The sequence below is a fragment of the Microbacterium limosum genome, from assembly GCF_036324365.1.
GTDB lineage: Bacteria > Actinomycetota > Actinomycetes > Actinomycetales > Microbacteriaceae > Microbacterium > Microbacterium limosum.
The window spans coordinates 760499-786253 of sequence record NZ_CP137080.1 but is presented as its reverse complement, the minus strand read 5'-3'; the positions used below and the strand labels follow the sequence as shown (position 1 = coordinate 786253).

26 protein-coding genes are annotated in these 25755 nt (G+C 71.7%); 11 read left to right on the top strand and 15 right to left on the bottom strand.

The genetic code is table 11. The features are described 5' to 3' along the window. Positions 1-32: 32 nt before the first annotated feature. Complete coding sequence (infC, locus tag RYJ27_RS03805) at positions 33-656, bottom strand: translation initiation factor IF-3 (protein ID WP_422732882.1); 624 nt, start codon at positions 654-656, stop codon at positions 33-35. Positions 657-934: 278 nt separating this feature from the next. On the opposite strand from infC, the gene RYJ27_RS03800 reads away from it, so the two are divergent. Continuing rightward, positions 935-1339 (top strand): DUF1844 domain-containing protein, encoded by a 405-nt coding sequence (locus tag RYJ27_RS03800; RefSeq protein WP_330171425.1) that lies wholly within the window; start codon positions 935-937, stop codon positions 1337-1339. Positions 1340-1351: 12 nt separating this feature from the next. Here RYJ27_RS03800 and RYJ27_RS03795 read toward each other — a convergent pair whose 3' ends face one another. The 6 genes from RYJ27_RS03795 to RYJ27_RS03770 all read right to left on the bottom strand — a co-directional run bounded on the left by RYJ27_RS03795 (position 1352) and on the right by RYJ27_RS03770 (position 5719). Further along, a complete protein-coding gene (locus tag RYJ27_RS03795; RefSeq protein ID WP_330171424.1) occupies positions 1352-2158 on the bottom strand; it encodes an SseB family protein in 807 nt (268 codons plus the stop codon). Then, on the bottom strand, positions 2142-2888 hold the full coding sequence (gene priA, locus RYJ27_RS03790) for a bifunctional 1-(5-phosphoribosyl)-5-((5-phosphoribosylamino)methylideneamino)imidazole-4-carboxamide isomerase/phosphoribosylanthranilate isomerase PriA (RefSeq protein WP_330171423.1): 747 nt from the start codon (positions 2886-2888) through the stop codon (positions 2142-2144). The genes RYJ27_RS03795 and priA overlap by 17 nt, the downstream gene beginning before the upstream one ends. Before the next feature lie 78 nt (positions 2889-2966). Then, the gene (gene hisH, locus RYJ27_RS03785) at positions 2967-3650 is read right to left on the bottom strand and encodes an imidazole glycerol phosphate synthase subunit HisH (protein ID WP_330171422.1); all 684 of its coding nucleotides are present in this window, start codon (positions 3648-3650) and stop codon (positions 2967-2969) included. Beyond that, the gene (gene hisB, locus RYJ27_RS03780; protein ID WP_330171421.1) at positions 3647-4249 is read right to left on the bottom strand and encodes an imidazoleglycerol-phosphate dehydratase HisB; all 603 of its coding nucleotides are present in this window, start codon (positions 4247-4249) and stop codon (positions 3647-3649) included. The genes hisH and hisB overlap by 4 nt, the downstream gene beginning before the upstream one ends. Beyond that, a complete protein-coding gene (locus RYJ27_RS03775) occupies positions 4246-5340 on the bottom strand; it encodes a histidinol-phosphate transaminase (RefSeq protein ID WP_330171420.1) in 1095 nt (364 codons plus the stop codon). The genes hisB and RYJ27_RS03775 overlap by 4 nt, the downstream gene beginning before the upstream one ends. 1 nt (position 5341) lies before the next feature. After that, the gene (locus RYJ27_RS03770) at positions 5342-5719 is read right to left on the bottom strand and encodes a LysM peptidoglycan-binding domain-containing protein (protein ID WP_330171419.1); all 378 of its coding nucleotides are present in this window, start codon (positions 5717-5719) and stop codon (positions 5342-5344) included. Between the two features lie 240 nt (positions 5720-5959). Here RYJ27_RS03770 and lexA point away from each other — a divergent pair, with 240 nt between their 5' ends. Beyond that, positions 5960-6664, top strand: a complete 705-nt coding sequence (gene lexA, locus RYJ27_RS03765) for a transcriptional repressor LexA (RefSeq protein WP_330171418.1) — start codon at positions 5960-5962, stop codon at positions 6662-6664. Positions 6665-6705: 41 nt separating this feature from the next. Next, a complete protein-coding gene (locus tag RYJ27_RS03760; RefSeq protein ID WP_330171417.1) occupies positions 6706-8628 on the top strand; it encodes a S9 family peptidase in 1923 nt (640 codons plus the stop codon). A gap of 13 nt (positions 8629-8641) precedes the next feature. Here the strand turns inward: RYJ27_RS03760 and hflX are convergent, their stop codons facing one another. Next, positions 8642-10162 carry a GTPase HflX gene (hflX, locus tag RYJ27_RS03755; RefSeq protein WP_330171416.1) on the bottom strand — a complete coding sequence of 507 codons (1521 nt, stop codon included), beginning with the start codon at positions 10160-10162 and terminating at the stop codon, positions 8642-8644. 122 nt (positions 10163-10284) lie between these two features. Here hflX and RYJ27_RS03750 point away from each other — a divergent pair, with 122 nt between their 5' ends. Then, positions 10285-10929 carry a class I SAM-dependent methyltransferase gene (locus RYJ27_RS03750; RefSeq protein WP_330171415.1) on the top strand — a complete coding sequence of 215 codons (645 nt, stop codon included), beginning with the start codon at positions 10285-10287 and terminating at the stop codon, positions 10927-10929. Between the two features lie 39 nt (positions 10930-10968). Here the strand turns inward: RYJ27_RS03750 and dapF are convergent, their stop codons facing one another. The 6 genes from dapF to RYJ27_RS03720 form a co-directional block, all read right to left on the bottom strand. Beyond that, entirely contained in the window at positions 10969-11838 is an 870-nt protein-coding gene (gene dapF, locus RYJ27_RS03745; RefSeq protein ID WP_330171414.1) for a diaminopimelate epimerase, read from the bottom strand. 44 nt (positions 11839-11882) lie between these two features. Further along, positions 11883-12809 carry a tRNA (adenosine(37)-N6)-dimethylallyltransferase MiaA gene (miaA, locus tag RYJ27_RS03740; protein ID WP_330171977.1) on the bottom strand — a complete coding sequence of 309 codons (927 nt, stop codon included), beginning with the start codon at positions 12807-12809 and terminating at the stop codon, positions 11883-11885. Then, positions 12809-14356 carry a tRNA (N6-isopentenyl adenosine(37)-C2)-methylthiotransferase MiaB gene (miaB, locus tag RYJ27_RS03735; protein WP_330171413.1) on the bottom strand — a complete coding sequence of 516 codons (1548 nt, stop codon included), beginning with the start codon at positions 14354-14356 and terminating at the stop codon, positions 12809-12811. Before miaB ends, miaA begins: the two co-directional genes overlap by 1 nt. A 66-nt stretch (positions 14357-14422) precedes the next feature. After that, the gene (locus RYJ27_RS03730; RefSeq protein WP_330171412.1) at positions 14423-15136 is read right to left on the bottom strand and encodes a regulatory protein RecX; all 714 of its coding nucleotides are present in this window, start codon (positions 15134-15136) and stop codon (positions 14423-14425) included. Further along, the gene (recA, locus tag RYJ27_RS03725) at positions 15136-16185 is read right to left on the bottom strand and encodes a recombinase RecA (protein ID WP_330171411.1); all 1050 of its coding nucleotides are present in this window, start codon (positions 16183-16185) and stop codon (positions 15136-15138) included. Before recA ends, RYJ27_RS03730 begins: the two co-directional genes overlap by 1 nt. Before the next feature lie 281 nt (positions 16186-16466). After that, entirely contained in the window at positions 16467-16916 is a 450-nt protein-coding gene (locus RYJ27_RS03720; protein WP_330171410.1) for a MarR family winged helix-turn-helix transcriptional regulator, read from the bottom strand. An 87-nt stretch (positions 16917-17003) separates the two neighbouring features. Here RYJ27_RS03720 and idi point away from each other — a divergent pair, with 87 nt between their 5' ends. Genes idi through RYJ27_RS03685 form a run of 7 tightly spaced genes read left to right on the top strand, consistent with a single transcriptional unit; the run spans position 17004 to position 22642 of the window. Then, positions 17004-17561 carry an isopentenyl-diphosphate Delta-isomerase gene (idi, locus tag RYJ27_RS03715; protein WP_330171409.1) on the top strand — a complete coding sequence of 186 codons (558 nt, stop codon included), beginning with the start codon at positions 17004-17006 and terminating at the stop codon, positions 17559-17561. Continuing rightward, positions 17558-18631, top strand: a complete 1074-nt coding sequence (locus RYJ27_RS03710) for a polyprenyl synthetase family protein (RefSeq protein WP_330171408.1) — start codon at positions 17558-17560, stop codon at positions 18629-18631. The genes idi and RYJ27_RS03710 overlap by 4 nt, the downstream gene beginning before the upstream one ends. Next, positions 18628-19527, top strand: coding sequence for a phytoene/squalene synthase family protein (locus tag RYJ27_RS03705; RefSeq protein WP_330171407.1), 900 nt, complete (start codon positions 18628-18630; stop codon positions 19525-19527). The genes RYJ27_RS03710 and RYJ27_RS03705 overlap by 4 nt, the downstream gene beginning before the upstream one ends. Further along, complete coding sequence (gene crtI / locus RYJ27_RS03700; protein WP_330171406.1) at positions 19524-21098, top strand: phytoene desaturase family protein; 1575 nt, start codon at positions 19524-19526, stop codon at positions 21096-21098. Before RYJ27_RS03705 ends, crtI begins: the two co-directional genes overlap by 4 nt. 1 nt (position 21099) lies before the next feature. Continuing rightward, entirely contained in the window at positions 21100-21447 is a 348-nt protein-coding gene (locus RYJ27_RS03695; protein WP_330171405.1) for a lycopene cyclase domain-containing protein, read from the top strand. After that, a complete protein-coding gene (locus RYJ27_RS03690) occupies positions 21444-21752 on the top strand; it encodes a lycopene cyclase domain-containing protein (protein ID WP_330171404.1) in 309 nt (102 codons plus the stop codon). Before RYJ27_RS03695 ends, RYJ27_RS03690 begins: the two co-directional genes overlap by 4 nt. Then, entirely contained in the window at positions 21749-22642 is an 894-nt protein-coding gene (locus RYJ27_RS03685) for a prenyltransferase (RefSeq protein ID WP_330171403.1), read from the top strand. Before RYJ27_RS03690 ends, RYJ27_RS03685 begins: the two co-directional genes overlap by 4 nt. A 140-nt stretch (positions 22643-22782) precedes the next feature. On the opposite strand, the gene RYJ27_RS03680 is transcribed toward RYJ27_RS03685, so the two are convergent. Further along, positions 22783-25719: a UPF0182 family membrane protein gene (locus RYJ27_RS03680; RefSeq protein ID WP_422732862.1), complete on the bottom strand. Its 2937-nt coding sequence runs from the start codon at positions 25717-25719 to the stop codon at positions 22783-22785. Positions 25720-25755 lie beyond the last annotated feature (36 nt).

Here is a 25755-nt window from a genome sequence, read left to right as displayed (position 1 = left end):
GTGTGGGTCACCCGCGGGGCGGGAGTCGGTGGTTACTCGGCGGCCGTCTCGGACTGCTCGGCATCGTCCGGGCGGCCGCCGCGGGCTTCGCGCGCGGCCTGCTTGTTGGCGGCCCGCTTCTCGTTCTGCTCCGTCTTGACCTCGGACTTGTTCTTGTGCGGCGCGACCACCATCGTCATGTTGCGGCCGTCGATCGTCGGGCTCGACTCGACCGTGCCGAACTCGGCGACGTCCTCCGCGAACTTGCGCAGCAGCCGCACGCCCTGCTCGGGACGGGACTGCTCGCGGCCACGGAAGAGGATCATGGCCTTGACCTTGTCGCCCTCCTTGAGGAAGCCCTCGGCGCGCTTGAGCTTGGTGATGTAGTCGTGCGCCTCGATCTTCAGGCGGAAGCGAACCTCCTTGAGGACCGTGTTCGCCTGATTGCGCCGGGCCTCCTTGGCCTTCTGCGCCGCCTCGTACTTGAACTTCCCGTAGTCCATGATCTTGACCACGGGTGGCTTCGAGTTGGGAGCCACCTCGACCAGGTCGAGGTCGGCTTCTTGCGCCAGGCGCATCGCAACCTCGATGCGGACGACACCGATCTGCTCTCCCGCGGGGCCGACGAGTCGGACCTCCGGGACGCGGATGCGGTCATTGGTGCGGGGATCGCTGATGCGGAACTCCTTGTCGTGAGGTGGGTCGCACGGTGCTGTGCGGGGCCACCCGGACACGAGGGATCGGATCCGGGTGAAGGGGATGCCGCACTCCACCCGGCGCACGTGTGCGTTGTCCGCCGGTGTCACGCCCTGGCTGCCGGACCTCGCGAGCGAGGGACCGACGGAGCGTGGAGGACCCGGTAGCCTGGAGCGGCCGACGCGGGTGGGATGCGAATCCTCTTTATGAACCGGGACAGATGCCCCGGAGCCCGCCATAGCTTAGCAGAGAGTTCCGCGTGACCACGATTCCCGATCCCACCCCCGACCGCCACGACGATCCCCGACACTCCCGGTGGGAGGAGCAGGACCGCGCCGCGTCGCAGAGCGCCGGCCGCGACATCGCCGACGTGCCCGCCGTCGAGGTCATCACCACGACCGCCGTGCACCTCCTGAGCGCGGCAGCCGTCAAGGTCGGCCTCGCCGACGACCCGCAGACGCAGACCGACCTCGACGAGGCGCGCAAGCTCATCAACGCCCTCGCGGGCCTGATCACCGCCGGCGCCCCCGAGATCAGCGACATGCACGCCCGTTCGCTGCGCGACGGCCTGCGCAGCGTGCAGCTGGCCTTCCGAGAGGCGTCGCTCGTACCCGACCCGATCGGTCAGGGCCCCGGCGAGAAGTACACCGGCCCCGTCACCTGAGCGGACGCGCGGTCAGGATGCCGCGCCTCGCTCCAGTTTGACGGTGAGCGAGTCGACGAGCGTCGCGATCCGGTCGTCGGCCGCCCACCGCTGCGCGAGACGGCCGAGCACCGCGTCGAGCTCGCGGCGGTCGAGACCGTCGAGCAGCCGCAGGCGCACGATCGTCTCGGGACCGCGCAGGTGCGCCTGCGGATCGCCCGCGGAGAGCTCCACATCGATCGCGGCCAGTTCCGACGCGATGGACTCGAGAAACGCCTGACGCACCGCGGGCGACGCGTGCGGCGGCATCCAGTCCTCGCCGCGCGCGAGCGCCCACACCGCGGGCCGCCGCACGACGAACTCGGTCTCCGAGCCGGGATCGACGACGATCAGGTCGGTGCCCTCGCCCACGGCCGCCTGAGCGACGCGCACGGCGGGGGTGGGGATGGGGCGCGCCCCGGCATCCCAGGAGGACATCGCGGTCACGCTGCTGAAGACGGGCATGACGGTGCGGCCATCCGGCGCGGCGACCGTGACGATCGAGAGCTCCTGTGTCTTGTCGACGACGTGACCCCGCGACGAGAGCCCCTCCTCGCCGCGCTCGGCGACGAGCGGCGTGAGCAGCCGCGCACCGCGGAGGGCGTCGACGACGGCGTCGGGCCCGGCCTCGCCCGCCCGGAAGGAGGCGATGGCAGCGAGGAAGTCCAGCGGGGCGCTGCCGTCATCGTCGGAGTGCGCGTTCTCACGGAACGCGCGCCCCTCCCAGGGCACGCCCGCCGAGTCCGACGGCGTGTGGCACGCATCGCCGGACGGCGAGTCTCCGTCAGCCGGCTGCGACATCCAGCGCCTCGGCGAGCGTGAACTGACCCGCGTAGAGCGCCCGACCCACGATGGCGCCCTCGACGCCGAGCGGGACCAGCTCGCGCAGGGCGGCGATGTCGTCGAGGCTCGAGACCCCGCCCGAGGCGATGACGGGCTTCGGCGTGCGGGAGGTGATCTCCCGCAGCAGCTCGATGTTCGGGCCGCGCAGCGTGCCGTCCTTCGTCACGTCGGTGACGACGTACCGGCTGCAGCCCGCGGCCTCGAGCCGATCGAGCACCGTCCAGAGGTCGCCGCCCTCCTTCGTCCATCCGCGCGCGGCGAGGGTCGTCCCCCGCACGTCGAGCCCGACGGCGATGGCCTCGCCGTACCGCGCGATGACATCCGCCGCCCACTCGGGGTTCTCGAGCGCCGCCGTGCCGAGGTTGATGCGCGCCGCGCCGCTGTCGAGCGCGGCCTCCAGCGTGCGGTCGTCCCGGATGCCGCCCGAGAGCTCGACCTGCACGCCCCGCACCTGCTTGATCACCTTGCGCAGCACGGCGGCGTTGCTGCCGCGCCCGAAGGCCGCGTCGAGATCCACCAGGTGCACCCACTGGGCGCCCTGCCGCGCGAAGTCCATCGCGGCGTCCACGGGATCCCCGTGGAACGTCTCGGTGCCGGCCTCGCCCTGGGTCAGGCGCACCGCCTTGCCCCCGGAGACGTCGACGGCGGGCAGGAGAACCAGTTCGGGTGTGGCGTTGAAGTCGTTCATGAATCCTCGTGCGATGACGGCTGCCCGATGGGCGGATGAGTCGGGATGGCCCTGGAGTGAAGCCGATGGGCACGAAGCCTAGATCCTAGTAAGCGGCAGCCCGTCGATCCAATTCCGCAGCAGCCGGATGCCGGCGGCGCCGGACTTCTCGGGGTGGAACTGCGTGGCCGAGAGGGGCCCGTTCTCGACGGCCGCGAGGAACGGGGCACCGTACTCCGTCCACGTCAACGCGGGCGACGGGAACGGCTTGGTGACCTCGAGCGTCCACCTCTGCACGCCGTAGGAGTGCACGAAGTAGAACCGCTCCTGCTCGAGCCCGGCGAAGAGCCGCGAGCCCTCGTCGGGGCGCACGGTGTTCCAGCCGATGTGCGGCAGGACGGGTGCGTCGAGCTCGGTGACCGCGCCCGGCCACTCGCCGAGGCCGGGGGTGTCCACCCCTCGTTCGACGCCGTGCTCGAACATCACCTGCATGCCCACGCAGATGCCGAGGACCGGCCGGCCGCCGGCGAGGCGGCGCTCGATCATGCGGTCGCCGCCGGATTCGAGGAGGGCGGCCATCACGGCCTGGAACGCCCCGACGCCGGGGACGACGAGCCCGTCCGCGTCGCGGACGAGTCCGGGGTCGTCGGTGAGGCGCGTGTCGGCACCCGCCGCCTCGAGGGCCTTCACCGCGGAGTGGACGTTGCCCGACCCGTAGTCGAGCACCGCGACGAGAGGGCGCGGGGACGAGGGCTCGGGCCCGGATGCCTCGGCCTCGGTCACAGAGCACCCTTCGTGCTGGGAATGCCCTCGACGAGGGGATCGAGGGCCTTCGCCTGCCGGAACGCACGAGCGAAGGCCTTGTACTCGGCCTCGGCGATGTGGTGCGGGTCGCGGCCCCCGAGCACGCGGACGTGCACCGTGAGGCCGGCGTTGAACGTGATCGCCTCGAAGGTGTGCCTGACGAGCGAGCCCGTGAAGTGCCCCCCGATGAGGTGGTGCTCGAAGCCCGCGGGCTCTCCCGTGTGCACGAGGTAAGGCCGGCCCGAGATGTCGACGACGGCCTGCGCGAGCGCCTCGTCGAGCGGCACGAGCGCGTCGCCGTACCGCGAGATGCCCGACTTGTCCCCGAGCGCGTCGCGGATCGCCTGGCCGAGCACGATCGAGATGTCCTCGACCGTGTGGTGGGCGTCGATATCGGTGTCGCCCGATGCCCGCACCGTGAGATCGGTCAGCGAGTGCTTGGCGAACGCCGTCAGCATGTGGTCGAAAAACGGGACGGAGGTGTCGATGCGGCTGCGCCCGGTCCCGTCGAGGTCGAGGTCGAGTTCGACCGTCGATTCGCTGGTGCGACGGGTGCGGGTCGCCGTGCGCGTGCTCATGACTGCGATCCTAGCGAGGCGAGGGAGTCGAGGAAGCTCGTGGTCTCCTCCTCCGTGCCCGCGCTCACGCGCAGCGTTCCCGGCAGGCCCACGTCGCGGATCAGCACGCCCCGCTCGAGCAGCGCACGCCACGTGGCCTGGGGGTCGGCCACGCCACCGAACAGCACGAAGTTGGACCAGGACTCGTAGGGCTCGTATCCGAGCGCCGAGAGCGTCGCCCCGATGCGGTCGCGCTGCGCCACGATGTCGTCGACCATCGCGAGCATCGTGTCGGCGTGCCGCAGCGCGCCGAGCGCCGCGGCCTGCGTCAGCGAGCTGAGGTGGTACGGCAGGCGGACGAGCCGCAGGGCGTCGATGAACACGGGGTCGGCCGCCAGGTATCCCACACGGGCGCCCGCGAACGCGAAGGCCTTGCTCATCGTGCGCGAGACCGCCAGCCGCGGTCGCTCGTGCAGCAGCGTGAGGGCGGACCGCTGATCGCGAGGCGCGAACTCCCAGTAGGCCTCATCGACGATCACGACGCCTCGTGAGGCCTCGTAGACGGCGTCGATGACGTCGATCGGCAGGGGCGTCCCCGTCGGGTTGTTCGGGGAACAGAGCAGCACGATGTCGGGATCGGCCTCGGCCACCTGCTCGGCGGCCGACTGCGGGGTGAGCGTGAAGTCGTGAGCGCGCTCCCCCGCGACCCACGTCGCCCCCGTCGCCGAGGCCAGCAGGGGGTACATCGAGTACGTGGGGGCGAACCCGAAGACGGTGCGTCCCGGCCCGCCGAAGGCCTGCATGACGTGCTGCAGCACCTCATTGGAGCCGTTCGCCGCCCACAGCTGGTCTCGCACGAGGCCGTGGCCGAGATAGTCGGCGAAGGCCTCGCGCAGCTCGACGAATTCCCGGTCGGGATAGCGGTTCACCTCGCGGAGGGCGACGGCGACCGAGTCGAGGATGTCGTCCGCGACCTCCTGCGGAACGGGATGGGTGTTCTCATTGACGTTCAGCGCGACGGGAACGCTCTCCTGCGGTGCGCCGTACGGCGTCTTTCCGCGGAGGTCGTCTCTGAGGGGCAGGTCGTCGAGGCGGGGACTCACCCCTCCCATGCTACGGCGCGTACGAGGTCGGGATCGCGATCTGCTGGCCGGCTCGCACGGTGGAGGACTCCAGCGCGTTGAGGCGGACGATCTCGTCGACCACGTCGCGGGGATCGGCGCTCGGCGCCACGTCGGCCGCGATGGCCCAGAGCGACTGGCCCGGCTCGACCGTGACCGTCTCGAAGGAGCCCGCCGACGCTGTCGTCTCACGCGACGCCAGCGCCTCGCCCGCGGCGAGCGAGCCGAACAGGATCGCCGCGGCGACGGGACCCGCCAGGAGGCCCGCCACGACTCGGCGGCCGCGGTCGGTCAGACGCAGTCGCGTGCGCGGCGCGACACCCATCGTCGGTGCGCCCAGGGACCCGGTGGTGATGGTCGCTGTGGTCATGGGCTCCTCCTTCGTACGGCGGGCGGTGCGGGTGCGAATCTGTGTTCCGAACCTATCTTCGAATACGCTCATTCGTCAACACCCTCTTCGAACGTGTGTGGGGATGATCGGTCGACACGCTCGAACGAATGTGCCGATCCGCCATCGCTGTCGGATAACCTTTCGACCGTGGCGGCCGATGTGCGCACAGTCCACCAGGGGCCACCGACATTGGAGCCGCGCGGCATGAAGGAGAGCCCGATGACCACCGACCAGCCCGACGCGGAGCTCGGCGAGGACAGCCCGGAACGGCGCCGCACCCGGCGCCGCAAGAGCCTGAGCGACAAGCAGATCGCGATCCTCGAGGTCATCCAGCGCGCCATCCAGCGGCAGGGATATCCACCCAGCATGCGCGAGATCGGCGACGCCGTCGGCCTGCGCTCACTCTCGAGCGTCACGCACCAGCTCAACCAGTTGGAGCTGTCGGGCTACCTCCGCCGCGACTCCGGGAAGACGCGCGCCATCGAGGTGCTGATCGATCTTCCGGGCCTCAGCGGCGAGAATCCCGCCGACGTGGCCCCGTCGCTGGGGGATGCCGCGCTCGTCCCCCTCGTAGGACGCATCGCCGCCGGCGTCCCGATCACCGCCGATCAGCAGGTCGAGGAGATCTTCCCGCTCCCCCGTCAGCTCGTGGGCAAGGGCGACCTCTTCATGCTCAAGGTCAGCGGCGATTCCATGATCGACGCCGCGATCTGCGACGGCGACTGGGTCGTCGTGCGCTCCCAGGCGGATGCCGAGAACGGCGATATCGTCGCGGCGATGCTCGACGACGAGGCCACCGTCAAGACGTTCCGCCGCCGCGACGGCCACACGTGGCTGCTGCCCCGCAACTCCGCTTTCGAGCCGATCCTCGGTGACCACGCGAGCGTGCTCGGCAAGGTCGTCGCGGTGCTCCGTGCGGTCTGACCCCCCGGGGCCGGCGCACCGGGCACGCGTAGCCTGAAGGAATGACCACGACACTGCCCTTCGGGTCCTGGCCCTCGCCGTTGGATGCCCACGAGGTCACCCGCGGTGCGCCGCGCATCGACGGCGCCCGCTTCGTCGCCGATCGCATCTGGTGGAGCGAATCGCTGCCGGCCGAGCGCGGCCGGACGGCGATCCTGAGCGTGCCGGGAACCAGGCCGGGCGATGAACCGGAAGTGGTGCTTCCCGCGCCCTGGAGCGCGCGATCCCGGGTGCACGAGTACGGCGGCGGCGCGTGGGCGGCGCTCGGCGACGACCTCGTCTTCGTCGAGCATTCCGACCAGCGGATATACCGGCTGTCCCCCGACGCCGGAGCGGCCCCCCGTGCGCTGACCCCCGCGGGTGACGGCCTGCGCTTCGCCGACCTGACCATCGCGGGCGGCCGTCTGCTCGCCGTGAGCGAGCGGCACGGCGAGGCCCGCGTGCCGGAGCGCGCGATCATGGAGGTCCCGCTCGACGGTTCCGCGGCGGAGGACTCCGGCCGCCTGGTGGTCCTCGCGGCGGGGCACGACTTCTTCGCCGCGCCCGCGTTGTCGCCACGGGGCGACCGCCTGGCCTTCATCGCGTGGTCCCACCCGTCCATGCCGTGGGACGCCACGACCCTCGTCGTCGCCGAGGGCGGCACGGAGCGCGTCCTCGCGGGCGGCCCCGGCGAATCCGTCCTGCAGCCGGCATGGATCGACGACGACACGCTCCTCTACACCACCGACTCCTCCGGCCGCTGGCAGCTCGTCCGGCACGATGTGGGCTCGGGAGAGGCGACCGTGCTGACGCACGGCGACGCCGACACCGGCGGCCCGCTCTGGAACCTCGGGGCACGGTGGTTCACACCGACGGGCCCGGGTCGTATCGTGGCCGCCCGCACGCAGGGTCGCGACGAGCTCATCGTCATCGACGACGAGGGCGCCCGCCCCCTCGCGACGCCGCTCAGCGCACAGATTCTCGTGCGCGACGCCGACGGCGACCGGCTCCTCGTCACCGGGGCCGGCGCGGAGGTCCCCGCCGGCCTCTGGCTCGTCGACGCCTCCGCAGGCGCGTCGGCCCCCGTGCGGGTGCGCGGCGGCGACCTCGGGCGCAACCCGGCCTGGTACCCGCGGGCACGGGAGCTCACCGTCGAGGGTCCGCACGGCCCCGTGCACGCCTTCGTCTATCCGCCCACCAACCCCGGCGTCGCCGCCCCGGAGGACGAGCGGCCGCCCTATGTCGTCACCGTGCACGGCGGACCGACCGCGCACGTCGCGGGCGAGGCATCCCCCGCCGTCGCGTACTTCACGAGCCGTGGCATCGGCGTCCTCGACGTGAACTACGGCGGGTCGAGCGGCTACGGGCGCGCCTATCGTGAGCGGCTGCTCGGTCAGTGGGGCGTCGTCGACGTGGACGACGTCGTCGCCGCGGCGCGCGGGCTGGCCGAGGCCGGTCTCGCCGACCCCGATCGCCTCGCGATCAAGGGCGGATCCGCCGGCGGATGGACCGTGTTGTCGGCGCTGACGACCAGCGACGCGTTCTCAGCCGGCATCAGCCGCTACGGCGTCGCGGACCTGCGCGCCCTCGCCGCCGATACGCATGACTTCGAGGCGCGCTACCTCGACGGTCTTGTGGGCCCCCTGCCCGAGGCCGAGAGCGTCTACATCGAACGCTCCCCGCTGAGCCGCACGGATCGGCTCACGGCACCGGTCCTGCTGCTGCAGGGCGCGGACGACCCCGTCGTGCCGCCGGCGCAGTCCGAAGCCGTGCGCGACGCGCTGGCCGCCCGCGGCATCCCGCACGCCCTCGTGGTGTTCGAGGGCGAGTCCCACGGCTTCCGTCGTGCCGAGACGATCGTGACGGCGCTCGAGAGCGAACTGAGCTTCCTCGGTCAGGTCTTCGGGTTCGAAACGCCCGGCGTCCCGACGCTCCCGCTGCACTGAGCGGCGGCGCGGGTCACCGCAGGAACGGGGCGAACTCCACCGCCAAGCGTGCCGAGACGTGCGCGTGCAGCGCGGTGCCGCCCTCTTCATGACGCTCCGACACGATCAGCCCGGAGTCGTGCGCCGCAGACACGAGATCACCGCGGTCGTACGGCACGAGCGCGTGCACCTCGACGGCGGGCAGCGGCAGCGCCTCCTCCACCGCGGCCCGCAGCTCGGGGATGCCCTCGCCCGTGCGGGAGGAGACGAAGTGGGCCCCCGGCTCCAGGCCCCGCAGCACGAGGCGCTCGTCGTCGTCGAGAAGATCGGCCTTGTTGAAGACGACGATCTCGCGGATGCCGCGGGCCCCGACATCCCCCATGACGTCCCGCACCGTCGCAAGCTGGCCGGCGGGGTCGGGATGCGCTGCGTCGACGACGTGGAGGATGACATCGGATCCGGCGACCTCCTCGAGCGTCGAACGGAACGCCTCCACGAGCTGATGAGGCAGGTTCCGCACGAAGCCGACGGTGTCGGTGAGCGTGTAGACACGGCCATCGGCCGTCTCCGAGCGGCGTACGGTGGCATCCAGCGTCGCGAAGAGCGCGTTCTCGACGAGCACTCCCGCGCGGGTGAGGCGGTTGAGAAGACTCGACTTGCCCGCGTTGGTGTATCCGGCGATCGCGACGGACGGGATCGTGTTGCGCTTGCGCTCGGCCCGCTTGGCATCGCGCGCCGGCGCGAAGTCGCGGATCTGACGACGCAGCTGAGCCATGCGGGTGCGGATGCGGCGCCGATCGAGCTCGATCTTCGTCTCACCGGGACCGCGCGAGCCCATCCCCGCGCCGCCTGCGCCGACCTGGCCACCGGCCTGACGGCTCATGGACTCACCCCATCCGCGCAGACGCGGGAGGAGGTACTCGAGCTGCGCGAGCTCGACCTGCGCCTTGCCCTCCCGGCTCTTGGCGTGCTGGCTGAAGATGTCGAGGATGACGGTCGTGCGGTCGATGACCTTCACCTTCGCCACGTCCTCGAGGGCGCGGCGCTGGCTCGGCGCGAGCTCCGTGTCCACGACGATCGTGTCGGCGCCGACCGCCGCGACGAGGTCGCGCAGCTCCTCGGCCTTGCCCCGGCCGAGGTAGGTGGCCGGGTCCGGATGCGGTCGCCGCTGCAGCACGCCGTCGAGGACGATCGCCCCGGCGGTCTCGCACAGCGCCGCGAGCTCGCGAAGCGAGTTCTCGGCATCCTCCTGCTCGCCCTGCGGATAGACCCCCGCCAGAACCACGTTCTCCAGGCGCAGCTGCCGGTACTCGACCTCGGTGACGTCCTCGAGCTCCGTGGAAAGACCCGGGACGCGGCGCAGCGCCTGCCGGTCCTCGAGGTCCCACTGGTCGCCGTCGTCGCCGCCTCGATCGGTGGTCCGGGTACCCTGCAGCGCCTGCGCGCCGCCGAAGACCCGCACCCCCGCGCGCGCGTCGGCGCGTGCCAGCACACGCGCGACGGCGTCGTCGGCGAGCTCCGGGGTCTCGGGGGTCTGTGGGGTGTTGTCCGTCATCGATGTCCTCTCGGTGCGCGGCCGTGCCGCGCACTCGTCGTCGCCGCGGGGCAGTGCCCCTCCGCGGCGTCTGTGCACTCTAGTCTCCCGCGTCGGGCGGCAGACCCGCTACGCTCGCTCCCATGGCGAGCGACCACTACTTCTCTGCGTCCCCCGCCAGCGCCGAGAAGCTCCGTCGCATCCGTGTTCCCCTCCATGGTCGAGAGAGGGAGGTGACCACCGCCGGCGGGGTCTTCAGTCCCGACCGCCTGGATGCCGGGACCGCCGTGCTGCTGGCCAACACTCCCCCCGCCCCTCCCGGCGGGAATCTCCTGGACCTCGGCTGCGGCTGGGGCCCCGTGGCGCTGACCCTCGCCCTGCAGTCGCCGCACGCGACGATCTGGGCCGTGGACGTGAACGAGAGGGCCCTGGATCTCGTCCGACGCAACGCCGCCGAGTTGGGCCTCGACAATGTCAACGCCCGGCTGCCCGAGGATGTTCCCGACGACGTGCGCTTCCGCTCCATCCGCTCGAACCCGCCCATCCGGGTCGGCAAGAACGAACTGCACGGACTGCTCGAGCGGTGGATACCCCGGCTGGACGAACGCAGCGACGCATGGCTCGTGGTGCAGCGGAACCTCGGATCGGATTCGCTGCAGCGCTGGCTCGCCGCGACGTTCGAGAAGGGCTTCAGCGTGCACCGAGCCGCGACGGGTCGTGGCTACCGGGTGCTGAAGGTGCGCCGGCACGGCACCCCGCCGACCGCGCCGGTGGACATCGTCGGCTGACCGCCCGCCCTCGCTCCGGCGGGCGAACCGCCTCGGCCGTCAGGCGAGGGCGACCTCCCCCGAGTACACCAGCGTCGCGGGGCCCGACAGCAGCACGTGCGCGCCCCCGTCGTGCGCCTGGATCCGCACGCCCAGCTCGCCGCCCGGGACCGTGACGCGCCACACGTCGGGCGCACCGGCCCCCGCCCAGTGACGCACGGCGAGCGCCGCGGCGGCGACGCCGGTCCCGCAGCTCAGGGTTTCGCCGACGCCCCGCTCGAACACCCGCATCCGGATGACGCCGACGCCCGCCTGCACGAGCGGGTCGGCGGGTACCGCGAACTCCACGTTCGCGCCGGCCGGGGGCTCCGGGTCGAGCACCGGCCGCCACGACAGATCGAGCCCGTCGAGCTCGTCGTCGCCCGGCAGCGCCACGATCACGTGAGGATTCCCGACGTCGATGCCGAGTCCGGGGCGGGCGACGACCAGCCCGCGCGCCCGGACCAGCGGTCCGTCCTCGTCGACGGTCCACGTGCCGAGATCGACCTCGAAACCGGACTCGACGCGCGTGACGAGCTTGGTTCCCGCGCGCGTGCCGATGAGGATGCCTTCGCCGTCGATCACCGCGAGGCCCGCGTCGGCGAGGTAGCGCGCGTAGACGCGGATGCCGTTGCCGCACATCTCGGCCGCGGAGCCGTCGGCGTTGCGGTAGTCCATGAACCACTCGGCGCCGGATGCCGCGGCATCCGCCCCCTCCGCGAGCGCGGCCGATCGCACCACGCGCAGCAGCCCGTCGGCCCCGATGCCGAAGCGGCGGTCGCACAGCGCGGCGACCTGGGCGTCGGAGAAGTCCAGCTGGCCGTCGGGGTCGGCGACGATGACGAAGTCGTTCCCCGTCCCGTGACCCTTCGTGAACGCGATGGTGGGCATGCTCCCAGCCTAGTTCGGCGCGGCCGCCGTCATCCGCCCCCGGATCAACCCGCGGCGACCAGGGATGCCGCATCGGCGCCGCCCGCGGGCATCCACCGCACCGCCTCGTAGCGGCGGAACCACGACACCTGCCGACGGGCGTATCTGCGGGTGAGGGCCTGCGTCTGGGCGATCGCCTCGGCCTCCGTCAGCTCGCCCTCCCGCTGGGCGAGGGCCTGCGCGTAGCCGATCGCGCGCCGAGCCGTCATTCCCCGTTCGAGGCCGGCGGCGCGGAGTGCGTCCACCTCGGCGGGCAGCCCCTGCTCCCACATCCGCTCGACCCGCGCGTCCAACCGCTGGACGAGGGTCGCCCGCTCCTCGTGCAGGCCCACGATCCTCGCCGGCCGCCACGCGCGCGGCTGCTCGGGAAGCGCGGCGCCGTGCGTCCGGGCGCCCTGGGCGAGAACCTCGAGCGCACGCACGATCCTCCGGCCGTTGCGCGCGTCGATCCGCGCCGCCGTGGCCGGGTCGAGCTCCCGCAGCCGGGCGAACAGGGGGCCGGGGCCGCGCTCTGCGAGTTCGGCCTCGAGCTCGCCGCGCCGCCGCTCGTCGCGCGGCGGGAACGAGAAGTCGAACAGCACGCTGGAGACGTACAGCCCCGAGCCGCCGACGAGTATCGCGTGCGCCCCGCGCGAGAGGATGCCCGAGATCGCCTCCCGGGCCGCTGCCTGATACGCCGCGACCGCGGCGTCCTCGCTCACCTCCAGCACGTCGAGAAGATGATGCGGGATGCCGCGCCGCTCGTGCACCGGGAGCTTCGCCGTGCCGATGTCCATCCCGCGGTAGAGCTGCATCGCGTCGGCGTTGACGATCTCCGCCGCCGCGCCCCGGGCGGCGAACGCCTCGGCGAGATCGAGCGAGAGCTCGCTCTTGCCCGTGCCGGTGGCCCCGACGACGGCCCAGAGTGAGGGTGCGGCGGCGGGGTGTGCGATCACGCGCGGGGACGCAGGGCGGGCAGACCGAGCGAGACGGCACGCGGGGCGCCGGATGCCGAGGGCGCGGGCACCGCGCACGACTCGCTCTGCGAGCGGTCCCAGGCGTCCCCCGCGCGCGTGCGGCGGATGCGCAGCGGCGCGGCGTCCGGGGAGTCGGCCAGGAGGTGGAACGGGGCCGCGTGCGTGACGATCGCCGTCACGACGTCGCCGGGACGCGGCGTCTCGGATCCCGGCGGCACCTCGAAGTGCACGAGTCGGCTGTCTTCGGCGCGGCCCGTCAGGCGGTGGGTCGCGGCATCCTTCTTGCCCTCTCCGGTGGAGACCAGCACCTGCACCTCACGGCCGACCTGCGCGGCGTTCTCCTCCAGGCTGATGCGCTCCTGCAGCGCCACGAGTCGCTCGTAGCGCTCCTGGACGACGGCCTTCGGAACCTGATCCGGCATCGTCGCCGCGGGGGTGCCCTCGCGGATGGAGTACTGGAACGTGAACGCGCTGGCGAAACGCGCCTTCTCCACGACGCGCAGGGTGTCTTCGAAGTCCTCGTCGCTCTCTCCGGGGAAGCCGACGATGATGTCGGTGGAGATCGCCGCGTGCGGGATCTTCGAGCGCACGCGGTCGAGGATGCCGAGGAATCGCTCGCTGCGGTACGAGCGGCGCATCGCCCTCAGCACGCGGTCGCTGCCGGACTGGAGCGGCATGTGCAGCTGCGGCATGACCGCGGGAGTCTCCGCCATCGCGTCGATGACGTCGTCGGTGAACGCCGCCGGATGGGGGCTCGTGAAGCGGATGCGCTCGAGGCCGTCGATCTCGCCCGCGGCGCGCAGTAGCTTGCCGAAGGCGTGGCGGTCGCCGAACTCCACGCCGTAGGAGTTGACGTTCTGGCCGAGCAACGTCACCTCGATCGCGCCGTCGTCGACGAGGAGCTTGATCTCGCTGAGGATGTCGCCGGGCCGTCTGTCGCGCTCCTTGCCGCGCAGGCTCGGCACGATGCAGAACGTGCAGGTGTTGTTGCACCCGACGGAGATCGACACCCACCCGCTGTGCACCGCGTCGCGCTTGGTGGGAAGGGTCGAGGGGAAGACCTCGAGGGACTCGAGGATCTCGAGCTGCGCCTCGTCGTTGTGGCGCGCGCGCTCGAGGAGGTTCGGCAGCGACCCCATGTTGTGCGTGCCGAAGACGACGTCGACCCACGGCGCCTTCTCGAGCACCGTCTGCTTGTCCATCTGCGCGAGGCATCCGCCGACCGCGATCTGCATGCCTTCGCGCTTGTCCTTGCGCGACTTGAGGTGGCCGAGCGTGCCGTAGAGCTTGCCGGCGGCGTTGTCGCGCACGGCGCACGTGTTGATGATCACGACGTCGGCGTCGGTTCCCGCCTCGGCGCGCACGTACCCCGCGCTCTCGAGCGACCCGGAGAGGCGCTCAGAGTCGTGGACGTTCATCTGGCACCCGAACGTACGCACCTCGTACGTGCGCACCGCTCCATCGGGGGCGTGCGCGGCGGGCGAGGGCGCGATGAGCGTCGGGGCGGAGGAGGGAGAGGACATGATCCATCGATTCTACGAGCGTGTGCCGCCTGCCGGTGCGGGGGCGGTCGTCGGCGACGGGCCGGCTCAGCGGAATCGGGGGCCCGACGCTCCGATGCCCGCCTCGTCGAGGGCGGTGCGCGCCGCCGTCATCGCGACCGGTCCTCCGAAGCCGCGCCGGGCGAGCTGCCCGTGCAGCCGTCTCAGTGCGGCGTCGCGTTCGAGCGAGCGCATGGCGCGGACCTTCTGCCGCGCGAACTCGAGCGCTCGCTCGGCCTCGTCGTCGGGCAGGTCCGCCATCACGGCATCGACCACCTCACGGGAGATGCCCCGAGCGGTCAGCGCCTGCGCGATCGCGCGCGCACCCTGGGCCTTGCGGGAGAGGGCCCCGTGCACGAGCTGGTCGGCCAGTCGTGCATCGTCGAGATAGCCCCGGCGCTCGAAGTCGCCGACGATCCCCTCCGCCTCGTCGGCGTCGAGCTCGCGCTCCATCAGGAGCGAGCGCGCCTCCTCGACGGAGAGCTGACGCCCGCGCAGCCTCTTCAGCAGCAGCTGCTCGGCCGCATCGATCCGCTCGGCGGCGGGTACCGGCGTCTCTTCATCCGACACGGCGTTCCAGGCCGGCCATGCCGGGGTCACGGGCGCCGCATGCGCGTCGGGGTGGCACTCCTCCTCGTGCCACGCCGTGCTCCCGGACCCGGGGCGCCCGGGCTCCTCCCCCGAGGGGCGAACGGCGCGGGGGAAGAGCGGGAGGACGGGGGCGAGACTCTCCCCGCCCCCGTCGGAGAAGCGGACCGCCATCAGGCCGGGCGCTTGACCGGCACGTCGGCGTCGACGGGGGCGAGCGCCTTGGGCACGCCGATGCCGAGCTTCTGCTTGATCTTCTGTTCGATGTCGGCGGCGACGTCGGTGTTCTTGAGCAGGAAGTTGCGCGCGTTCTCCTTGCCCTGCCCGAGCTGCTCGCCGTCGTACGTGTACCAGGCGCCCGACTTCTTCACGATCGCGTGCTCTACGCCGAAGTCGATGAGGCTGCCCTCGCGCGAGATACCGGTGCCGTAGAGGATGTCGAACTCGGCCTGCTTGAACGGCGGGGCCATCTTGTTCTTGACGACCTTGACGCGCGTGCGGTTGCCGACGGCATCCGATCCGTCCTTTAGCGTCTCGATGCGACGGATGTCGAGGCGGACGGACGCGTAGAACTTGAGCGCCTTACCGCCGGCCGTGGTCTCGGGAGAGCCGAAGAACACGCCGATCTTCTCGCGGAGCTGGTTGATGAAGATCATCGTGGTGCCGGTCTGGTTGAGCCCACCGGTGAGCTTGCGCAGCGCCTGCGACATCAGTCGCGCCTGCAGACCCACGTGGGAGTCGCCCATCTCGCCCTCGATCTCGGCCCGCGGCACGAGGGCGGCCACGGAGTCGATCACGATGAGGTCGATCGAGCCCGAGCGGATGAGCATGTCGGCGATCTCGAGCGCCTGCTCACCCGTATCGGGCTGGGAGACCAGCAGCTGGTCGATGTCGACGCCGAGCTTGCGTGCGTACTCCGGGTCGAGCGCGTGCTCGGCGTCGATGAACGCGGCGATGCCGCCGGCACGCTGCGCATTGGCGATGGCATGCAGCGTCAGGGTCGTCTTGCCCGAAGACTCCGGACCGTAGATCTCGATGATGCGCCCTCGGGGCAGGCCGCCCACGCCGAGCGCGACGTCCAGGGCGATGGAGCCGGTCTGGATGACCTCCACGGGCGCCCGATCGTCGCTGCCCAGCCGCATGACCGAGCCCTTCCCGAACTGCCGGTCGATCTGAGCGAGGGCCGATTCGAGGGCCTTCTCGCGGTCGGCGGGTGTGGGCATGGGGTGCTCCTTCTGATCTCGCATTCCGGTCGCCTGCAGGCTGTCGTCGCCCGCGGATCGAGCGATCCGCCGCCGTTCGACAAGGCGTTGGGTGAGTGGGTTCCCCACGCTAGATCCGGCCTCCGACATTGCCGACGGACGCGGGATGTACCGGGGAGAGCACCCTCTCCTATCCCATGTGAAGGAGCGTACGCCCGACCGGACATATCTTCGAGGATTGCGCCGCGTGTCGCGCGCGGGCATCGAATCCGCGGCCGGAGCGGCCGTGGGTGCGATCGCGCTCAGCGCGGATCGAGCGCCCCGGCCATGTCGCGGAGGAATTTCGCGATCGTCGCCAGCTCCGGCTTGCTGTACTCACGCGCGATGCGTCCCATCGTCTCCAGGTGCTCGCCGAAGTGCGTGAAGAAGGTTCGCCGGGAGTGCTCCGTCAGGACGACGATGCGCGCCCGGCCGTCGCTCGGGTGCGGCCGGCGCTCGACGTGGCCGGCGAGCTCGAGCCTGTCCAGCAGCTTCGACGTCGACGCGGTCGAGATGCGCAGGTGCCGTGCGAGGTCGTGCGGGCTCACGATCTCCCCGCGCGACTCCCGCTCGACCATCATCCGCAGCGCGCGGAGGTCGGTCTGGTTCATGTCCATGCCCTCGCCCATGGCTCCGTGCATCCGATCGAGCGCGTCGCCCAGCCCCCGGAGGGCGCGCAGGACCGCGAGAATGCTCTCGTCGCGCTCTCTCACGGTCGCGTGGACACCCCCTGCCCTCCTGTGTATCATCGGCAACACGAATTAGCTAGCTAAACTAGCAAACGGGATGGAGCGGACACCATGGCGGACCTCGAACTGGTCGTCCTTCTCGACGACGAAGGCAACGAGATCGGCACCGCTCCGAAGTCCAGTGTGCACGGAACGGACACGGCGCTGCACCTCGCATTCTCGTGCCACGTCCAGGACGACGCGGGACGGATCCTCGTCACGCGCCGAGCGTTGGAGAAGCGGGCATGGCCCGGCGTGTGGACCAATTCCTTCTGCGGGCACCCCCGCCCGGCGGAGCCCCTCCTCCACGCGGTGCGGCGCCGCGCCGAGCAGGAGCTGGGCATCTCCGTCGAGGACATCGAGCTCGCACTGCCGCTTTTCCGCTATCGCGCGACGGATGCCGGCGGCATCGTGGAGCACGAGATCTGCCCCGTGTACACCGCCCGCACGCGGGACGAGCTCCGACCCGATCCCCGCGAGGTGCTCGACGCCACGTGGGTGGATCCGGGCGATCTCGCCGCGTCGCTGCGGGCCACCCCGTGGGCCTTCAGCCCGTGGCTGGTGCTGCAGGCCCAGCAGCTCGAGCTCTTCCGCTCCCCTCCCGCGCTCGCGGGGCGACGCGCATCATGACCCCCCTCTCACCCTCCTTCCTCGGCTCGCGTCGTGCGGAGGTCGACGGCGCGGTCGACCTCGCCGTGGCCCGCATCGAGCGGCGCATGCAGCCCTTCGGGGGCGCCTTCGCCGACCTCGGCGCCGCGATGCGCCGCGCCACGAAGGGCGGCAAGCGCTTCCGGCCGACCCTCGTCGTGGCGACCTTCGACGCGCTCGGCGGCGTCGAAGCCGACACCCCCGCGCTCTACCCCGTCGCCGCCTCGTTCGAGCTATTGCACGCGGCGTTCCTCATGCACGACGACATCCTCGATCACGACACGCTTCGCCGCGGCGTCCCGAACGTCTCGGGCGAGTTCCGCGCCTACGCCGAGGGCCACGGCGCGGATGCCGCGGGCTCGGCGCTGCTCGGAGACGCCGCCGGCCTGCTCGCGGGAGACCTGCTCCTGCACGAATCCCAGCGGCTGATCGCCCTCGCCCCCACGCCGGAGGGGGCGAGGGAGCGCCTGCTGAACCTGCTCGACGAGGCGGTTCTCGTCTCGGCGGCCGGCGAGCTCGCCGACATCGCGAACTCGCTCCGCGAGGACGCGCCCGAGGCGGCCGCCATCCTCGCCGCGACCCACGACAAGACCGCGGTCTACTCGTTCGCGGCGCCGTTGCGAGCAGGTGCGGTGCTCGCGGGCGCCGACGAGAGCACCGAGTCCGACCTCGCCCGCTACGGCAGCCGGCTGGGCCTCGCGTTCCAGCTGGTGGACGATCTCATCGGAGCGTTCGGCACGTCCGAGCAGGCCGGCAAGCCGGAGGGCGCCGACCTGCGCGAGGCGAAGCAGACCGCTCTCATCGCGCTCGCTCGGGCGACGACCGCGTGGCCCGACGTGCGGACGGCCCTCGCGGAGGCGCATACGGGTCCCATCGCGGTCCGGCGCGCCCAGTCGGCCCTGGACGCCAGCGGTGCGCGCGCGGCCCTCGAGCAGCTCGTCCAGCAGTCCCTCTCCGACGCCCGCGCCGTGCTGCGCGACGCGGAGCTCCCCCTTCCCGCCCGTGATCTTCTCGGCGCCCTCGCCGATGCCGTGGAGGCCCGCGTCCCGTGAACACCCCGACACCGTCCCGCTCCCGCACGGGCCGTACCGGACTGGACCTGTACGACCGCACGGCGGCGGCCGCCGCCGAGACGGTCATCGCCCGCTACTCCACCTCGTTCGGGCTCGCGAGCCGCCTGCTCGGACCCCGGGTGCGCGGCCACGTGCGCGCCGTGTACGCGCTCGTGCGCATCGCCGACGAGGTCGTCGACGGGCCGGCCCGCGACGCCGGCCTCGATCCCGAGCAGGAGCGCCGGGAGCTCGACGCCCTCGAGGAGCAGACGCTCGCGGCCATCACCTCGGGCTTCAGCTCGAACCTCGTCGTCCACGCCTTCGCCCGCACGGCGCGCGCCTGCGCGATCGGCGAGGACCTCGTGCGCCCCTTCTTCGCGTCCATGCGCACGGACATCGAGGTGAGGACCCACGATGCCGACTCCCACGAGGCCTACGTCTACGGATCCGCGGAGGTGGTGGGCCTGATGTGCCTGCAGGCCTTCGTCAACGCCGACTCCCCCCGGCCGGGCCCCGCGCCGCAGCGGCTCGTCACGGGCGCCCGGCGCCTGGGAGCCGCCTTCCAGGACGTGAACTTCCTGCGCGACGAGGGCGCCGACCGCGGCGACCTCGGTCGCGACTACCTCGGCATCCGGGGCGCCGCGGGCCGTGCCGCCGTGCTGGATCGCATCGACTCCGATCTGGATGCCGCGGCCGACGTCATCCCGCTCCTCCCGCCCGACTGCAGGCGCGCCGTGACGGCGGCGCACGATCTGTTCGCGGAGCTGAGCGCGCGGCTGCGCAGGGCCCGTCCCGAGGACGGGCGCGTGCGCGTGCCGGATGCCGTGAAGGTCGCGCTGTTCGCCCGAGCCGGTCTCGGCATGGCACCGGTGCGCATGGCGGGAGGCCGGTCGTGACCCGCCGCGTGGCCGTCATCGGCGGCGGCGTCTCGGGACTCGCGACGGCGGCGCTGCTGGCGCACCGCGGCGACGAGGTCACCGTCTTCGAGGCCCGTGACGAGGTCGGAGGGCGGGCGGGCTCGTGGCAGCACGAGGGCTTCCGCTTCGACACCGGCCCCAGCTGGTTCCTCATGCCCGAGGTGTTCGAGCACTACTTCCGGCTCCTGGGCACCAGCATGGCGGAGCAGCTCGATCTCGTGCGCCTGGATCCCGCGTACCGCATGTACACCGAGGGCGACCCCGACGGCCTCGACGTGCACAGCGGCACGGATGCCGCGGCATCCCTCTTCGAGAGCGTCGAGCCGGGGTCGGGGCGGCGCCTGCGCGCCTACCTCGACTCGGCCCGCGACGCCTACGACCTCGCCGTCTCCCGATTCCTCTACGACCCGTATGAGAACCTGCGGGGGTTGACCCATCGCGACCTGCTGCGACGCCTTCCGCGGCTCGCGGGCCTGCTCACGCGCCCGCTCCACACGCACATCCGTCGCCGCTTCCGCGACCCCCGGCTGCAGCGCCTGCTGGGGTATCCCGCCGTCTTCCTCGGCGGCTCGCCGTTCGAGGTGCCGAGCCTCTACCACCTCATGAGCCACCTCGACCTCGGCGATCGCGTGCTGTATCCGCAGGGGGGCTTCACCGTGCTCATCGAGCGCATCGCCGCCCTGGCCCGCGAGCGCGGCGTCGTCATCCGCACGGGGGCCGAGGTCGTCGCGATAGAGACCGAGGGCGCCGTGGCGACGGGGGTGCGGGTGCGGGATGCCGCGGGCACCGCCTCGGTGCACGAGGCGGACGTCGTGGTCGGCGCGGGCGACCTGCACCACACCGAGACCGCGCTGCTCCCCGAAGCCCTGCAGACCTATCCCGAGCGATGGTGGAGAAGACGCACCCCGAGCCCCGGCGCGCTCCTGATCCTCCTCGGCGTGCGCGGCGAGCTGCCCGAGCTCGCGCACCACACGCTCCTGTTCGCCGATGATTGGCGCGGCAACTTCGGTGCGATCTTCTCCGACAGCCCCCGGGTGCCCGACCCGGCCTCCGTGTACGTGTGCCGCCCGAGCGCCACCGACTCCACCGTCGCCCCCGAGGGGCACGAGAACCTCTTCGTGCTCGTCCCGATGCCCGCCGACGCCCGGATCGGGCGTGGCGGCGTCGACGGGGCGGGCGACCCCGCCGTCGAGCGCGCGGCCGATCGCATGATCGCGCAGATCGCGGCCTGGAGCGGCGCGCACGACCTGGCCGAGCGCATCGTCGTGCGTCGCACGATCGCCCCCGGCGACTTCGCCGCCGACCTCCGCACGTGGCGGGGCAACGCGCTCGGCCTCTCGCACACGCTCGCGCAGAGCGCCCTGTTCCGCCCGAAGAACGCCTCGCGCAAGGTCTCCGGGCTCTACTACGCCGGCGCCGACGTGCTCCCCGGCATCGGCCTGCCGATGTGCCTCATCTCGGCCGAGCTCGTGGCGAAGCGCCTGTCGGGGGACGTGTCCGCGGCGCGCCTGCCGGAGCCCGCGCCCGCGCCCGCGACGGAGCGGGGATAGCGTGCCGGGAGGGTATCTGCTCGCGATCCTCGTCTCCTTCGTCGGCATCCTGCTGATCGATCTGCGCGCCGGGCTCGTCGTCCGGCGCGCGCCCCGGCGGGCCCTGGCCGCCACGGGCATCGGCGTGGCGTTCTTCCTCGCCTGGGATGCCGTGGGCATCCTCACCGGCGTCTTCGTCAAGGGCGACAGCCCCCTCTACGCAGGCGTGACGATCGCGCCGGAGCTTCCGCTGGAGGAGGTCTTCTTCCTCGCCTTCCTCTGCTATCTGGCCCTGGTCGCGTGGGCGGCGGGCCGGCGCGTGCAGGAGGGCTCGCGACGCCGCCGGGCGCGGGGCGGGGAGGGCCCGTGACCTATCCGCTCATCGTCCTGCCGTTCCTCCTCGTCGCGGCAGCGGTGACGCTCGCGACGATCCGTCGGCCGCACTTCGGCCGGCGCATGGGAGCCTCCGCGATCGCCGCCGTCCTCCTGCTGGCCCTGACCGCCGTGTTCGACAACGTCATGATCGCCGTCGGCCTCTTCACCTACCCCGCCGAGCATCTCAGCGGCCTCCGGATCGGGCTCGCCCCCCTCGAGGACTTCTCCTACCCGCTCGCGGCGGCATTCCTCGTGCCCGCCGTGTGGACGCTGCTCTCCGGCCGCGAGGAGGCCCCGTGACACCCCCCGCTCCCCTGACCGCGGGACGGATCCTGCGGGAGCTCGTCGTCTCCTCCCGCCCCGTGTCGTGGATCAACACGGCGTACCCCTTCGCGGCCGCCTACCTGCTCACGGTGCGCGAGATCGATCTCGTCCTCGTCGTCGGATTCCTGTTCTTCCTCGTGCCCTACAACCTCGCGATGTACGGCATCAACGACGTCTTCGACTACGAATCGGACCTGCGCAATCCGCGCAAGGGCGGCGCCCACGGCGCCGTGCTCGACCGGCGGATGCACCGCATCACGCTGTGGGCGGCGGGACTGACCTGCGCGCCGTTCGTCGTCTTCCTCACGGTCGTCGGCCCGCCGGCGTCGTGGATCGTGCTGGCGGCCAGCCTGTTCTTCGTCGTCTTCTACTCCGCGCCGCCGCTGCGGCTGAAGGAGCGGCCCTTCGCCGATTCGATCACGAGCAGCATCCACTTCTTCTCCCCCGCGGTGTACGGCCTGGTGCTCGCCGGCGCCGCCTGGACGCCCCAGCTGGTCGCGATCGTCGCGGCGTTCGCGCTGTGGGGCGTCGCCTCGCACGCCTTCGGCGCCGTGCAGGACGTCGTCGCCGACCGCGAGGCGGGGATCGCCTCGATCGCGACCGCACGCGGCGCCGCGTGGACGGTCCGGTTCGCCCTCGTCTGCTACGCCGCCGCCGGCCTCGTCATGCTGGCCGCGACGTGGCCCGGTCCGCTCGCGGGGCTGCTCGTCGTGCCCTATCTCGTCGCGGTCTGGCCCTACCGCAGCATCCCCGATGCGTCGGCGGACGCCGCGACGCGCGGGTGGCGGGCCTTCCTGTGGCTCAATCAGCTCGCCGGCTTCGGGGTGACGCTCCTGCTGATCTGGTGGTGGATCCTCACGGCGTGAGCCGCGGCATCCGCGATGCCTGCCGCCGCCGGTCGAGCCGCGGCATCCGCACGCGGAAACGGGGCAGGTCCTGCACCGTGGGGCGGGTTCTTCCCTGCCCCACGGCGCGAAACCTGCCCGGATGCCGCGGGCGCCGCGCCCTACTGCGAGTCGGTCAGCGCGATCAGGCGCTCGAGCGCCGCGGTCAGGCGGGCATCGGCCTCGCCGTACGCGGTCCAGTCGCCCGCCTGCAGCGCCGCCTGGCGCTGCATCATCGCCGCATTGGCCTCCTGCAGGAGCGCGTCGATCTCGACATTGACGGTGCCGCCGCCGGTGCCGCCGTCGCCCGCGTCCCCGTCGCCGGGCGCCGCGGTCTCCCCGGGCGTCGGCTCGGGCTCGGGCTCGACCTCGCCGTCGCCGGCGTCGGCGCCCGAGTCGCCGCCGAAGAGGGTGTTGAGGGCCTCGTCGAGGGTGTCCTCGAAGGCGATCTCGTCACCGAACGCGACGAGCACCTTCTGCAGCGTGGGCAGCTGCGTGCCGCCCGAGGACTGCACGAAGACCGGCTGGACGTACAGGAAGCCGCCTCCCACCGGGAGCGTGAGCAGGTTGCCGTTGAGCACCTCCGACTGTCCTTGACGCAGCAGGTTGATCTGGCCGGAGATCACCGGATCGGCGTCGAAGGTGTTCTGCACCTGGCCGGGACCCGGCACCGTCGTGTCGGCGCTGATCTCGAGCATCCGCAGCTTCCCATAGTCCTCCGCGACCGTCCCCGCGTCGCCGCCGGCGTCGGAGTCCACGGCGAGATAGCCGGTGAGGATGTTGCGCGAGGCCGTTCCGGTTCCCGGCGGGATGAAGGTCGTGAACATCGAGAAGGTCGGCTCCTCCTGTCCCGGCATCTGCATGGAGAGGTAGTACGGCGGCTGCAGGCGCGAGGAGTCCTGCGGGTCGTTCGGCGTGGCCCATGCGTTGTCGCGCTGGTAGAACGAGCGCGCGTCGTCGACGTGGTACTGGCCGAGCATCGCCCGCTGCACCTTGAACAGGTCGGTGGGATAGCGGACGTGGCTCATGAGCTCGCCCGACATCTCGCTGATCGGCTCGATCGTCGCCGGGTAGATGTTCTGCCACGCCTGGAGCACCGGGTCCTCGGGGTCCCACGCGTAGAGCGTGACGGACCCGTCGTACGCGTCCACGGTGGCCTTGACCGAGTTGCGGATGTAGTTGATGTCGTCGATCGCGAACGTCGGCGACGGGTTCGCGGAATCCGCGATCGCCTGCGAGAGGCTGACGGTGCGCGAATACGGGAACGTCGAGGCCGTCGTGTATCCGTCGAGGACCCAGACGATCCGGCCGTCGACGACCGTCGGATACGGATCGGCGTCGAGGTCCAGGTACGGGGCGACCTTGGACACCCGGGTGTACGGGTCGCGGTCGTAGAGGATCTGCGAGTCGGGGTTGACGTAGTCCGAGAGCAGGATGTCGGTCGACTGGAACTTCATCGCGTAGATCAGCTGGTGGAAGAGGTTGCCGATCTTCGGCCCGCCGTCGCCCGTGAAGGTCGTCTTGGTCTCGTTCGCGCCCTCCTCCCCGCGCGGGTAGTCGAGCTCGACCGGCTCGGAGCCCTCGGGGGCGCCCACGATCGAGTACAGCGGCGAGTTCTCGCCGAAGTACACCCGGGGCTGGAAGTCGGGGTTCTCGCTCAGGAAGCCCGTGGTGGGGATCCCCTGCTCGAGGAAGACGGGGTTCCCGTCGGTCGTGCGCTGGTTGCCCGCCGCGACGACCAGGCCGTAGCCGTGGGTGTAGACGACGGTGCGGTTCTGCCACGTCGCCGCGTCGCCGAGCGCCTCGAGGTCGAGCTCGCGCACCGAGACCACGGTGTCCTGGGACTGGCCGTCGATCTCGTACCGGTCGACGTCGAGCACCTCGGTGAACTGGTAGTAGGCGCGGAACTGCTCGAGCTGGCGCACCGTGGGGCCGATGATCGCCGGGTCCATGATGCGGATGGATGCCGTGGTCTCCGCGTCCGCACGCAGGGCGCCCGGCGTGGCGTCGGTGACGGCCGTGGTCTCGGTCTTCTCGAGGCCGTCGATGCCGTAGGCGTTCTTGGTCATCTCGAGGTTGCGCTCGATGTACTGGCTCTCGAGGGTGAACTGGTTCGGCGCGACCTGGAAGCGGTCGACGACCCACGGGTAGCCCACTCCGACGACGATCGCCGAGACGACGAGGAGCGCCGTCCCGATGAGGGGGAACCGCCACCGGCCGATGACCGCCGTCACGAAGAACAGCAGCGCCACGAGGGCGGCGATGCCGGCGAGGATGGCCTGCCCGGGGATGACGGCGTTGACGCCCGTGTACCCGGGGCCGGTGATGAGGTCGCCCGTCTCGGTGAGCGTCTTGTAGCGGTCGAGCCAGAGGCTGGCGGCCTGGACCAGGAGATACACGCCCGCGAGCACGGCGAGCTGGATGCGCGCGGCCTTCGAGATGCGCAGCTCCCAGCGACCGCCGTCGCGCGCACCCGCGCGCACCGAGCCGTAGAGGTACGACACGACGCCGGTGAGCAGGAGGCAGATCAGCAGGACCGCCGAGACGAAGCCGAGCAGGGCGCTGTAGAAGGGCATCGCGAACAGGTAGAAGCCGGTGTCGAGGCCGAACTCCGGGTCGGCCATGTCGGTCGTCACGCCGTTGACCCACAGCCACGCGGTCTCCCACTGGGTGGAGGCGGTGAAGCCGGCGAAGAAGCCGAAGAAGACCGGGATGCCCCACATGGCGAGGCGTCGGAGGGGCTCGACGACCTCCTGGTAGCGGTCCAACTGGCTCGACAGCCGGGCGTAGACGGGCCTCAGACGGTAGGCGAGCTGGATGGTCAGCCAGACGGGGACCGCCATCGCGAAGAACCCGATGAGGAACATGGACGCGCCGGCGATCCACTGCGTCACCAGCACCGAGTCGAAACCGAGCTGGCGGTACCAGAGCCAATCCGAGTACAGCGACGCGAAAAGGAAGAACCCGATGAGCAGGGCGGCGACGATCGCGAGCGATATCGCCACGACGCGTCGGGAGGTGCGAGGGGCCGCCGGCTTCGGCGCAGAAGTCGTGGTCACCATTCCATCCTAGGCGCGCCGGTCTGTACGCGAGCC